The sequence below is a fragment of the Dyella sp. LX-66 genome (assembly GCF_018599165.1).
In the GTDB taxonomy this organism is placed as follows: Bacteria; Pseudomonadota; Gammaproteobacteria; order Xanthomonadales; family Rhodanobacteraceae; genus Dyella_D; species Dyella_D marensis.
The window spans coordinates 373428-386169 of the sequence record NZ_JAHFVJ010000002.1; the positions used below are offsets into that span (position 1 = coordinate 373428).

The 12742-nt window shown below is 68.0% G+C and carries 11 protein-coding genes; 10 read left to right on the forward strand and 1 reads right to left on the reverse strand.

Features of this window, described 5'->3' with window-relative positions; all coding sequences use genetic code 11:
• The first annotated feature begins 4 nt into the window (after positions 1–4).
• The 10 genes from KK141_RS05290 (at position 5) to recO (ending at position 11533) form a co-directional block, all read left to right on the forward strand.
• On the forward strand, positions 5–2545 hold the full coding sequence (locus KK141_RS05290) for an EAL domain-containing protein (RefSeq protein WP_214570449.1): 2541 nt from the start codon (positions 5–7) through the stop codon (positions 2543–2545).
• Between the two features lie 228 nt (positions 2546–2773).
• On the forward strand, positions 2774–3367 hold the full coding sequence (gene rpoE, locus KK141_RS05295) for an RNA polymerase sigma factor RpoE (RefSeq protein WP_214570353.1): 594 nt from the start codon (positions 2774–2776) through the stop codon (positions 3365–3367).
• Positions 3364–4038: a sigma-E factor negative regulatory protein gene (locus KK141_RS23060; RefSeq protein ID WP_214570352.1), complete on the forward strand. Its 675-nt coding sequence runs from the start codon at positions 3364–3366 to the stop codon at positions 4036–4038. Before rpoE ends, KK141_RS23060 begins: the two co-directional genes overlap by 4 nt.
• A gap of 143 nt (positions 4039–4181) precedes the next feature.
• A complete protein-coding gene (locus KK141_RS05305) occupies positions 4182–5675 on the forward strand; it encodes a DegQ family serine endoprotease (protein ID WP_214570351.1) in 1494 nt (497 codons plus the stop codon).
• Between the two features lie 171 nt (positions 5676–5846).
• Entirely contained in the window at positions 5847–7637 is a 1791-nt protein-coding gene (gene lepA / locus KK141_RS05310; RefSeq protein ID WP_214570350.1) for a translation elongation factor 4, read from the forward strand.
• A 104-nt stretch (positions 7638–7741) separates the two neighbouring features.
• A complete protein-coding gene (lepB, locus tag KK141_RS05315) occupies positions 7742–8653 on the forward strand; it encodes a signal peptidase I (RefSeq protein ID WP_214570349.1) in 912 nt (303 codons plus the stop codon).
• A gap of 145 nt (positions 8654–8798) precedes the next feature.
• Entirely contained in the window at positions 8799–9179 is a 381-nt protein-coding gene (locus KK141_RS05320) for a DUF4845 domain-containing protein (RefSeq protein ID WP_214570348.1), read from the forward strand.
• Positions 9180–9186: 7 nt separating this feature from the next.
• The gene (rnc, locus tag KK141_RS05325; RefSeq protein WP_214570347.1) at positions 9187–9843 is read left to right on the forward strand and encodes a ribonuclease III; all 657 of its coding nucleotides are present in this window, start codon (positions 9187–9189) and stop codon (positions 9841–9843) included.
• Positions 9840–10784: a GTPase Era gene (era, locus tag KK141_RS05330; RefSeq protein WP_214570346.1), complete on the forward strand. Its 945-nt coding sequence runs from the start codon at positions 9840–9842 to the stop codon at positions 10782–10784. The genes rnc and era overlap by 4 nt, the downstream gene beginning before the upstream one ends.
• 38 nt (positions 10785–10822) lie before the next feature.
• Positions 10823–11533: a DNA repair protein RecO gene (recO, locus tag KK141_RS05335; RefSeq protein ID WP_214570345.1), complete on the forward strand. Its 711-nt coding sequence runs from the start codon at positions 10823–10825 to the stop codon at positions 11531–11533.
• A gap of 453 nt (positions 11534–11986) precedes the next feature.
• Here recO and KK141_RS05340 read toward each other — a convergent pair whose 3' ends face one another.
• Positions 11987–12676, reverse strand: a complete 690-nt coding sequence (locus tag KK141_RS05340) for a response regulator (protein ID WP_243868075.1) — start codon at positions 12674–12676, stop codon at positions 11987–11989.
• Positions 12677–12742: the final 66 nt, after the last annotated feature.

Sequence of the window (12742 nt, forward strand, 5' to 3'; positions counted from 1 at the left end):
CATCATGGTGGTGGCGGCACAGCGCGAGCTGCGCCGCGCCGTGTTCGACGCGCTGGACCGCGACGGCCACCTCGCCGTGCATTCCGCGCGCGACACCACCCATGCCGGCATCCTGCTCGAAGGCCGCCCCAAGCTGGCCCTGGTGGTGATGGTGCTGGAGGGCGATGCGCGCGACGCGCTGGCCTCGGTGGAACAGCTGCGCCGCCTGCCGGCCTGCGCCGAGGCACCGGTGATCGTGGTGCTGACCGAGGGCGCGGCGATCAAGCCGGCCCAGCTGCCGGCCGGGGTGTCCGACTGGCTGTATGCCGCGCAGATCGACAGCGAGCTGATCGCGCGCTGGCTGCGCCTGCAGCGCACCGGCGCGATCCTGCCGGCTTCCGCGCAGGGCGAGGTGGCGCACGGCGGCGGCGACTACCGTTTCGCTTTCGACGAAGTGGACAGCGAGTGGCTGATCGTCGATGCCGAGCGCGGCCGCCTGCTCGAAGTCAGCCCCGCGCTGCTGCGCCGCAGCGGCCTGTCCGGCGAGCGCCTGGTCGGCCAGCCGCTGGCCGAGCTGCTGCAGTTCCAGGGCCTGGCGCCGGAGCAGGCGCTGGCCGACGATTCGCGCCGCTGGCATCCCTGCCGGCGCCGCTCGCGCCAGGGCGAGGACAGCGGCGAGGCCAGTGCGCGGCAGATCCGCCATGCCGGCCGCGACGCCGTGGCCTTCGTCTTCCGCAGCGACCGCGCCGGCGCGCGTGCCGAAGTGGCGCTGGCCATGCTGGCGCGCCTGTTCGCCAGCAGCAGTGCCGACGACAGCATCGCCACCGCGGCGCAGATGCTGTTCGAGGACATGGGCCTGGACTATCTGGCGATCTGGTCGGCGCGCCCGGAAGACGGCGGCGCGCCGCTGCAGCTGGCGCAGTGCTGGAGCGGCGAGGAGCAGCTCTGGCCCAGCCCGCAGCTGCAGAGTTCGCTGCGCCTGGTGCTGTCCGGGCAGCCGATGCTGCATCCCGGCGGTGCGCGCCGCCTGGCAGCGATGGATCCGCTGCTGGAACAGCTCGATTTGAGCGGCTTCGCCGGCCTGCCCTTGCTGGACGAACGCCACAGCGTGCTCGGCGCGCTGCTGGCCGGCACGCGCCAGCCGTTCGGCGAGCTGGCCATCGTGGAGCCGGTGCTGCGCTGCGCGGCGGCGCGCTTCGCCCATGCGCTGGAGCTGCGCCGCACCCGCGAGCAGGGCCGCGCCGAAGGCCTGCTGGACGCGCTCACCGGCCTGCCCAACCGCCTGCTGTTCAACGACCGCCTCGACACCATCATCCGCGAGGCCAACCGCACCGGCGAATGCTTCGCCATGCTGTTTGTCGACCTGGACCGCTTCAAGACCATCAACGACACCCTCGGCCACGCGGTGGGCGACCAGGTGCTGATCACCACCACCCAGCGCCTGCGCACCAGCGTGCGCGCGTCGGACACGGTGGCGCGCTACGCGGGCGACGAGTTCGTGGTGATCCTGCGGCATATCGTGAAGAGCGAGGACGTGCTGCGCGTCGCCGAGAAGATCGTGCAGGTGATGGAAGCGCCGTTCCGCATCGACGACGGCACCGAGCTGCAGGTCACCGCCTCGATCGGCGTCAGCTTCTTCCCGGACGACGCGCCCGACGCCGAGACCCTGCTCAAGCACGCCGACGAGGCGATGTACGCGGCCAAGAGCCTGGGCCGCAACAACTACCAGATTTACGAGATCAGCGCCGAGCAGGCGCAGCAGCAGAACATGGCGCTGAAATCCGGCCTGCGCCACGCCGAACACAATGGCGAGCTGCGCGTCTTCTACCAGCCGCAGGTTGACGCGGCCAGCGAGGACATCGTCGGCATGGAGGCGCTGGTGCGCTGGGAGCATCCGGAGCTGGGCTTCATCGGCCCCGGCTTCTTCATCCCGCTGGCCGAGGAAACCGGCCTGATCGTCTCGATCGGCGAATGGGTGCTGCGCACCGCCTGCAAGCAGGCGCAGGAGTGGGAGCGCAAGTTCGGCCTGCGGCTGCGCCTGGGCGTGAATCTCTCGGCGGTGCAGCTGATGCAGCCGAACCTGCTCGACATCGTGGCCTCGGCGCTGCAGGAGAGCGGGCTGGATCCGGGCCTGCTGGAAATGGAGGTGACCGAGAGCATCAGCATCAAGGCCGCCCCCAACCTGGTGGAGAACCTGCACGGCCTGCACAAGCTGGGCTGCCGCATCGCCATCGACGACTTCGGCACCGGCGCTGCCTCGCTGGACTACCTGCGCAAGCTGCCGGCCGACCGCATCAAGATCGACCAGAGCTTCGTGCGCAATATCGGCGTGGACCCGGACGACGAGGCGATCGTGCGCGCCACCATCGAAATGGCCCATCGCCTGAAGCGCGGCGTGGTGGCCGAGGGCGTGGAGATCGAGCAGCACCTGCATTTCCTGCGCGCCAACCGCTGTGACGAACTGCAGGGCTATCTGTTCTGCCGCCCGCTGCCGACGCCGGCCTTCGAAAAGCTGCTGCACGAACGCCAGCGCCTGCTGGCCACGGCGGATGCCGGCGAGGAGTGAGGCGATTGCCGCTTGCCTGGCCGTGGCGCGTCCCTATATCTGCAGCAGGGCGGTCGGCCGCCGGGATGCCAGTCGCGTTGGGTACGATGGCGCCGGAGCCGGCCGGGGCGGATGCCTTTCTGCACGGGGCGCTGAACTCGGCGGCATGTTTCTTGTCCTAGCGAACCGTCCCGAGCCGGCGGAATCCCTCCAAGCGGTGGCAGCGGTAGTCAGAAGGAGACGGCCCGGATGGGCGAAAACGAACTGGACAGCGCCCTGGTCGAGCGGGTCCAAAAAGGGGACAAGCGGGCCTTTGACCTGCTGGTGCGCAAGTACCAGCACAAGGTCATCGCGTTGATTTCCCGCTACGTGAACAACTACGCCGAGTGCGAGGACGTGGCCCAGGAGGCGTTCGTGCGCGCCTGGCGCGCAATCGGCTCGTTCCGCGGCGAGAGCGCTTTCTATACCTGGATGTACAAGATCGCCGTGAATACGGCGAAGAACCACCTGGTGGCCCTGGGGCGGCGTCCGCCGGCCGACGACATCTCGGTGGACGATGCGGTCTTCGTGCCCGGTTCCGACCGGATGCAGGAAACCGCCACGCCCGAGCGCGAACTCCTGCGCCAGGAAATTGAACAAACGGTTTTTTCCACTGTCCAAGCGCTGCCCGAAGAGCTGCGGACCGCTATCACGCTACGCGAGGTGGACGGCCTGAGCTACGAAGAAATCGCCGAGGCGATGGGCTGCCCGATCGGTACGGTGCGTTCGCGTATCTTCCGGGCACGCGAAGCAATCGACGAGAAACTGCGGCCCCTGCTGTCGGACCGTGAGGACCTGACATGACTGACAACCATCGCGAAAACTTGTCTGCCGGCATCGACGGCGAACTGACCCAGGAGGAACTGCGCTTCCTGCTGCGCCGGCTCGACCACGACGCTGCCCTGCAGCAAGCCTGGTCGCGCTATCACGTGGCGCGCGACGGCCTGCGCCACCAGTTGCCGCCGCTCGCTTCCGCCGGTTTCTCGGCGCGCGTGCTGGTGGCGATCGAGCAGGAAACGGTCGTGGTCGGCAGCGGCAGGCGCCGCCACTGGCTGCGCTGGTCCGCCGGCGGCGCCATCGCCGCGACGGTCGCCGTCGCCGCCCTCATGGTCACCCAGCCGGTCGGCCCCGGCAGCGACAACGCCACGCCGCGCGTCGCCACCGCCGGTGGTCGGCGTGCCGCCGTGACGCAGTCCGCCGCCACGGCGACCGCCCGCACCGACGTGCCGGCCGCCGCGCCGGAATGGCTCAACAACTACGCCGGCCTGCCTTCGGCGCTGACCCAGCAGGCCTCGGCCACGGTCGGCGGCGACGACGGCGCCACCTTCCTGTACTCGCGCAACCGCCAGAACCCGTACCAGCTGGATCGCTACCGCGCGATCAACAACGGCGACGGCAGCTACCTGCTGCTCGCCCCGCAGGTGCAGCAGCGGATACCTCAGGCGCAGCCCGCGCAGGAACCGCAGGCGCAGTAAGCGCGGTTTGCGTGCATGCCCGTCCGGCCTGCACGCCTTGTTGTCCCCCATGCAGTGATGTCCGTCCGGCCCCCAGTGGCCGGACGTTGCACGGGCGCGCTCCGCGTCCGGCCCGATTCCCACATCTTGGAAAGGAGGAACACATGAGTCGAACGAACCTGCGTCGCGCACTGAGCTGCGCGCTGGTGTCGCTTGCCGTGGCGAGCGGAGCGCAGGCCCAGGCCGCGAGTCCCTCGCCGGCCCCCGCGGCCAGCCTGCCGGACTTCACCGGCATCGTGCAGAAGAACGCCCCGGCCGTGGTCCACGTCGAAGCCAAGTACAGCGGCAAGAGCGCGCGCAAGGCGGCGCCGCAGGCGCGCGGCCGCGGCGCGGTGCCGCCGGACGATCCGCAGCTGGACATCTTCCGCCGCTTCTTCGGCATGCCGATGGTGCCGTCGCCGGAAGAACAGCAGCGCACCTCGCTCGGCTCGGGCTTCATCATTTCCAGCGACGGCTACATCCTGACCAATACCCACGTGGTGGACGACGCCGACCAGGTCACCGTGCGCCTGCAGGACCGCCGCACCCTCACCGCCAAGGTGATCGGCAGCGACCCGCAGTACGACATCGCCCTGTTGAAAGTCGACGCCGGCGGCAGCCTGCCCGCGGTGAGCATCGGCGATTCGCGCAGCCTCAAGCCCGGCCAGTGGGTGCTGGCGATCGGCTCGCCGTTCGGCTTCGATTACACCGTGACTCAGGGCATCGTCAGCGCCGTGGGCCGCAACCTGGGCAGCCAGGACCAGCCCTACACCTCGTTCATCCAGACCGACGTGCCGATCAACCGCGGCAATTCCGGCGGCCCGCTGTTCGACCTGCAGGGCCGGGTGGTCGGCGTGAATTCGCAAATCTATTCCAACACCGGCGGCTATCTGGGCGTGGCGTTCTCGATCCCGATCGACGTGGCCATGAACGTGGTCAAGCAGATCAAGGAAAAGGGCTACGTCACCCGCGGCCAGCTCGGCGTGATGATGCAGCCGATCACCGACGACATCGCCAAGGCGCTCAAGCTCGGCAGCAATTCCGGCGCGGCGGTGACCCAGGTCAATCCGGGCAGCGGTGCGGACAAGGCCGGCATCAAGCCCGGCGACATCATCGTCGGCTACAACGGCCAGCCGATCACCCAGGCCGCCGACCTGCCGCCGCTGGTCGGCATGACCACTCCGGGCAGCAAGGCCACCCTCAGCATCCTGCGCGACGGCAAGAAGCAGGACGTGCCGGTCACCGTCGGCGAGATGAAGCGCGACGGCAAGGCCATCGCTGCCGCCGCGGGGAAGGAAGCGCCGGCCACCGGTGGCGGCTCCACCGCGCTGGGCCTGGCCGTGCAGGACCTGGACAGCGACACCCGCCAGCAGCTCGGCCTCAAGGCGGGCGAGGGCGTGCTGATCAGCGACGTCACCGGTCCGGTTGCAGCCCGCGCCGGGCTGCAACCGGGCGACGTGATCCTGATGGTCAACCAGCGCCGGGTCGGCACTGCGGCGGCGTTCCGCGAAGCCATCAAGGAGCTCAAGCCCGGCGATACCGCGCTGCTGCTGGTGCGCCATGGCGACCAGAGCGGCTTCGTCGGCCTGACCATCCCCAAGGCCGGCGAGGAGGAGTGATCTCCTGACCGGTGATACCCACGGCGGGGCGGCCTCCGGGCCGCCCCGCCGCATTCCGGCCCCGCCGCCCGGCCGAAGCGCTTTCCATGCGATAATGCCGGGTTCGTATCGCCATCCCGGTGATACGCTGCCTGTGCTCCGCGCAGGCGGTGACCGCAGCCAGCGTGTTCCATGGAACTGATCCGCAATTTCTCCATCATCGCCCACATCGACCACGGCAAGTCGACGCTTGCCGACCGCATCATCCAGATCTGTGGCGGCCTGGCCGAGCGCGAGATGGAAGCCCAGGTGCTCGACAGCAATCCGATCGAGCGCGAGCGCGGCATCACCATCAAGGCCCAGTCCGTGTCGCTGCCGTACAAGGCGCGCGACGGCAAGACCTACCAGCTGAATTTCATCGACACCCCCGGCCACGTCGACTTCTCCTATGAAGTGAGCCGCTCGCTGGCCGCCTGCGAAGGCGCGCTGCTGGTGGTCGACGCCGCCCAGGGCGTGGAGGCGCAGTCCGTCGCCAACTGCTACACCGCGGTGGAGATGGGCCTGGAAGTGGTGCCGGTGCTCAACAAGATCGACCTGCCCACCGCCGACCCGGACAAGGTCAAGGGCGAGATCGAAGCGGTCATCGGCATCGATGCCGACGACGCCGTCGCGGTCAGCGCCAAGACCGGCCAGAACGTGATCGAAGTGCTCGAGGCCATCGTCGCGCGCATCCCGCCGCCGAAGCCGCGCGACACCGACCGCCTGCAGGCGCTGATCATCGACTCCTGGTTCGACAACTACCTCGGCGTGGTCTCGCTGGTGCGCGTGATGCAGGGCGAGATCCGCCCCGGCGAGAAGCTGCTGGTGATGTCCACCGGCCGCACGCATGAAGTGAGCGAAGTGGGTGTGTTTACGCCCAAGCGCAAGAAGCTGGACCGCCTGGGCGCCGGCGAAGTGGGCTGGATCACCGCCTCGATCAAAGATGTGCACGGCGCGCCGGTAGGCGACACGCTCACCCACGCCGGCAAGCCTGCCGACAAGCCGCTGCCGGGTTTCCAGACCATGCAGCCGCGCGTGTTCGCCGGCCTGTTCCCGGTGGCGGCGGACGACTACCCCGCGCTGCGCGAGGCGCTGGAAAAACTGCGCCTCAACGACGCCGCGCTGTTCTTCGAGCCGGAAAGCTCCGAGGCGATGGGCTTCGGCTTCCGCTGCGGCTTCCTTGGCATGCTGCACATGGAAATCGTGCAGGAGCGCCTGGAGCGCGAATACGACCTGGACTTGGTCACCACCGCGCCCACCGTGGTCTACGAGATCCTCAAGAACGACGGCTCGGTGATGCTGCTGGACAACCCGGCCAAGCTGCCGGCCTCGCCGCAGGTGGAAGAGATCCGCGAGCCGATCATCCTCGCCAACATCCTTACGCCGGCCGACTACATCGGCAACATCATCACGCTGTGCGAGGAGAAGCGCGGCATCCAGCGCTCCATCCAGTACCTGGCCACCCAGGTGCAGATCAGCTACGAGCTGCCGCTGGCCGAGGTGGTGCTGGATTTCTTCGACCGCCTGAAGTCGGTCTCGCGCGGCTACGCCTCGATGGACTACCACTTCGAGCGCTTCGAGGCCGGTCCTTTCGTGCGCACCGACGTGCTGATCAACGGCGACCGCGTCGATGCGTTGTCGCTGATCGTGCACCGCAGCCACGCCGACCGCCGCGGCCGCGACCTGGTCGAGCGCATGAAGGACCTGATCCCGCGCCAGCAGTTCGACGTGGCGATCCAGGCGGCGATCGGCGCGCAGGTCATCGCGCGCTCCACCGTGAAAGCCTTGCGCAAGAACGTTCTGGCCAAGTGCTACGGCGGCGACGTCAGCCGCAAGAAGAAGCTGCTGGAGAAGCAGAAGGAAGGCAAGAAGCGCATGAAGCAGGTGGGCCGCGTGGAGATTCCGCAGGAGGCCTTCCTCGCCGTGCTCAAGGTCGACAAATAAGGCGCGGGCAGGACATGGAACGAACAGGGGGCCACCGCAACACCGCCGGCGCAGTGCACCGGCCGCGAGAACCCCTCCGCGATTGACGCTCTGAAGGAGCCCTCATGGATTTCGATTTTTCGGCGATTCTGCTTGCCCTGACCGTGCTGTTCGGCGTGGTCTGGGGCCTGGACCGCCTGCTGTTCTACAAGTCGCGCAAGGCCAGGGCCGAGACGGCCGGGCAGGAGCCGCAGGACCCGGTCGCGGTGGACTGGGCGCGCTCGCTGTTCCCGGTGGTGCTGGTGGTGCTGCTGCTGCGCTCGTTCGTGGCCGAGCCGTTCCGCATTCCGTCGGGTTCGATGATGCCGACCCTGGACGTGGGCGACTTCATCCTGGTGAACAAGTTCGCCTATGGCCTGCGCATGCCGGCCTTCAACAACAAGTTCCTGGCCCTGGGCGAGCCCAAGCGCGGCGACGTGGTGGTGTTCCGCTTCCCGGGCTATCTGTGCGGCGTGGATGGCAAGCTGGTGCGCAGCGGCGACCAGACCTGCGCCAACCCGCAGGCGCCGGTGCCGAACCAGAACTGGATCAAGCGCGTGATCGGCCTGCCGGGCGACCGCATCGAGATGCAGGGCGACCAGCTGCTGATCAACGGCCAGGCGGTCGAGGCCGAGGAAGTCGGCCCCTACATGGGCAACCCCAAGCGCGAAGAAGACCGCCTGATGCTGGAAATGGGCGCGACGGTGTGGAACGAGCACCTGCGCACCGAGGAAGGCACGGTGGTGAACCACCTCACCGCGCGCATGCCGGCCTACAACCGCCCGCCGCCGATCCCCAACGACAAGGTGCCGTCGGTGATCCCGCAGGGCTGCTACCTGGTGATGGGCGACAACCGTTACAACAGCACCGACAGCCGCTGGTGGGGCTGCATGCCGGAGCAGAACCTGGCGGGCAAGGCCTTCCTGATCTGGCTGAGCGTGAAGGGGCCGGATGCCGGCTGGGTCGACTTCTCGCGCATGGGCCGTGTGATTCACTAAGCAAAGCGTGACAGCGGTCGGGTCGCGCGGCGTGACGCCGGCCCGCCGTGGCGCCAGAATCCGCCTGCGCGATGCCGGCAGGCCGGCAACGTGGCACCATTTCCATACAAGCGGGGCCGCCGCCGGTCGGCATAGCGAGGGGACTATGAAAGCAAAGCAGTCGGGTATCACCCTGATCGGGTTTCTTGTGGTGTTGATCGTCGTGGCCTTCTTCGGCTTCATGGCGATGAAGCTGGTGCCGTCCTACGCCGAGTTCATGGGCGTGAGCAAGGCCATGAACCAGGTGGCCACCGCCGGCACCGAAGGCCGCACGCTGGACGACATCCGCCGCGACCTGATGTTCAAGCTGGGCTTCCAGTACGTGGACGACGCCACCATCAAGCCCAAGGACATCACCATCTCGCGCGCCAACAACGCCGCGCTGCTGAAGATCGAGTACGACAAGCGTATTCCCTTTATGTACAACATCGATTTCCTGCTGCACTTCGAAAAGACAGTGCCTTTGCAGGGCAACATCGGTTACTGAGGTTTTTTTGGCCAAGCTGACTTACCGTTTCCGCGACCCGGCGCTGGCGCAACTGGCCCTGACCCATCGCAGCGCCGGCAAGCCGAATAACGAGCGGCTGGAGTTCCTCGGCGACGCCCTGCTTGGCGTGGTGGTCGCCGAACTGCTGTACGAAGCGCATCCCAACGCCAGCGAAGGCGAGCTGTCGCGCCTGCGCGCGCAGCTGGTGAACGGCCAGGCGCTGGCGCTGATCGCGCGCGAGCTGGAACTGGGCGACGCGCTGAAACTGGGCTCGGGCGAGTTGAAGAGCGGCGGCTACCGCCGCGACTCCATCCTCGCCGACGCCTTCGAGGCCCTGGTGGCCGCCGTCTACCTGGACAGCGATTTCGCCCAGTGCCGCGAAGTGGTGCGGGGCCTGTTCGCCGAGCGCGTCGCGGCCATCCCGCGCTCGTCCAAGGACGCCAAGACCCGCCTGCAGGAATGGCTGCAGGCCCGCGGCTGGCCGCTGCCGCACTACGAACTGACCGACAGCTACGGCGAAGACCACGCGAAGACGTTCGACGTCTCCTGCGCCATCGCCGAACCCATGCCGCTCAGCGCGGAGGGCCGCGGCGGCAGCCGCCGCGCCGCCGAGCAGGACGCGGCCGAGGCCGTGCTGCGCCAATTGCAGGAAACCAGACCATGAGCGACCACGATCAAGATTTCGAATCCCTCGCGCCGGCCGAGCTGCCGCACGAGGATTTCCGCTGCGGCGCGGTAGCGCTGCTGGGCCGGCCCAACGTGGGCAAGTCCACCCTGCTCAACGCGATGATCGGCTTCCGCCTGTCCATCGTCAGCCCGCGCCCGCAGACCACGCGGCACCGCATCCTGGGCATCGCCACCAACGAGGCGGGGCAGATTCTCTACGTCGACACGCCCGGCCTGCACCGCGGCGCCAAGCGCGCGATGAACCGCAGCCTGAACCGCGCGGCGCGCTCGGCGATCGGCGAAGTGGACCTCGCCGTGCAGGTGATCGAGTCCGGCCGCTGGACCGACGAGGACCAGGCCCTGTACGAGGCGCTGGCCGAGCAGAAGATCCCGCGCCTGCTGGCGATCAACAAGGTCGACCTGGCCAAGGACAAATCCGCCATGCTGCCCTTCGTGGCCGGCCTGATGGAGCAGCACAGCTTCGACGAGGTGTACTACGTCAGCGCGCTGAAGGAAAAAGGCCTGAAAGAGCTGGAGCAGGGCATCCTGAAGCGCCTGCCGGTGCGCGCGCCGATGTATGGCGAGGACGAGATCACCGACCGCAGCGAGCGCTTCCTCGCCGCCGAGATGGTGCGCGAACAGCTCATGCTGCGCCTGGACCAGGAACTGCCGTACGCCACCACCGTGGAGATCGAGCAGTTCAACGACCGCGAGGACGGCGTGGCCGAAATCCATGCCGTGATCTGGGTGGAGCGCGACGGCCAGAAGGCCATCGTGATCGGCAACGGCGGCCAGCAGCTCAAGGCGATCGGCTCGGCCGCGCGCCGCAAGATGGAGCAGCTGTTCGAGCGCAAGGTCTACCTGCGTCTGTGGGTGAAGGTGCGCGAGGGCTGGGTCGACGACGAGAACATGCTCAAGAAGTTCGGCTATACCGACTGACGGGTAGCGGGGCAGGGCTGGCTCCCGCCCCCTGACGCATGCAGATCCTCCAGCAGCCCGCCTATGTGCTCCATGCGCGGCCCTATCGGGAGACTTCGCTGCTGCTGGAATGCCTGACGCTGGAGCACGGCCGGATTGGCGTGGTGGCGCGCGGCGTGCGGCGCGAGCGCGCGAAGGTGCAGCGGTCGCAGTTGGAGCCGTTTCAGCCGTTGGCGATGGATCTGTTGCTGCGCGGCGAGTTGGCGACTTTGCAGGGGGCTGAGCATGCGGGGGCGCCGCAGCGGCTTGGTGGCGATGCCGGTCTTGCCGGGCTCTATCTCAATGAGTTGGTGGTGCGGCTGACTGGGCGTCAGGATCCGCATCCGGAGTTGTTTCAGGCGTATGCGGCGACGTTGGCGCGGATGGCGGGTGGGGAGCCGTTGGCGTGGACGCTGCGGCGCTTTGAGCGCGATCTGCTGGATGCGATTGGGTATGGCTTGCAGCTCGATTACGAGGGCGAGTCGGGCGAGCCGGTCGATCCGGGGCTCCATTATCGGTATCGGGTGGAGGTCGGGCCTACGGCGTGTCGGGCGGATCTTCCGCATGCGTTGCGGGGGAGTGATTTGTTGGCGCTGGCGGCGGATTCGATGCCGGATGCGGCTGGTTTGTCGGCGCTGCGCGCGATGATGCGGGAGGTGATTCGCTTTCATCTCGGTGGTGCTGAGTTGCGTGCGTGGCACGTACTTTCGGCAGCGTTGTCGCGCCGCTGACGCTCGTCATCCCGTTTTGCTCGTCATCCCGGCGTAGGCCGGGATCCAGTGGCGACCACGTTCGATTGTCGCGATAGCGCGATTTGGCCGCTTATGCAGCGGGCATTTCGGGCGCCTGCCGGCGCCCGAGTCACTTTCTCTTTGCTGGCTCAAAGAGAAAGTAACCAAAGAGAAATAGCCTCAGAGCAACTGCTCGCGACGCGACTAGAACGAGCAGTGAGCGTCTGCGGTAAACGGATTAACCAGAGTCGACACGGGCCGGGGAGCGTTTACGTGACGCGCGCTTCAACGTGCCGTGGCCGAGAGGACGTTCAAGAACCGAGGCCAGCTTTTGCTCTTCGTTCCTGAGTACCTCACGACATCACCCCTCTCCCCTCCGGGGAGAGGGCAGGGTGAGGGGCCGGGGCTCGCGCAGACGCTTGTTCGAAAGCGCGGTGCAAACCCATCACCCATTCAAGCGCCCGCGCCCAGCGCCTCGATCGTCTCCAGCAACGTCGCCCGGAACCGCTCATGCATCGCTGGCGGAATCGCGCGTCCAAGCTTGAACTGTTCCTGCAGCTGCACCACGCGTGCGGCGAGAGCGGTGGCGCCGCAGAAGCCGCAGGAGCCTCGGAGTTTGTGCAGGCGGTCGCCGAAGCCGGCTTCGGTGAGCACGGCGGTGGCGAGGTCCTGGTAGATGCCGACGAGTTCGTCGCGGAGCAGGGCGCGCATGGCGCGCATGATCGGTTCGCTGCCGGTGCTGGCCAGGCCTTGGGCGTCGTCCAGGAGAGGCTGGCAGTCGGGTTGGACGAGGGCGACGATGCGGCGGAGGTCGGCCAGGTCGCAGGGTTTTTGCAGGACTTCGGTGAAGCCGCCGGAGAGCAGGCGCTGGCGTTCGGCGGCGTCCATCTCGGCGCTGGTGGCGACGGCGGTGCTTTCGGCGGAGGGGGCGGCGGGGTCGCCGCGTAGTTCGGTGAGGACTTGCTGGGCGCCGGCGCCGGGCATGCGGCAGTCGAGCAGGAGTAGGTCGTAGGCTTCGCGGCGTCCGCGGGCGATGGCGGCGGCGCCGTCGTCGCAGGCTTCGGCTTCCAGGCCCAGCGTGCGCATCGCTTCGACCAGGAACAGGCGGCTGGCCGGATCGTCGTCGGCTACCAGGACACGCAAGGCATGAGCGCCGGAAGGATGGCCTGCAGGATGACCCGAAGGATTGCCCGCGGGAACGGCCGACCT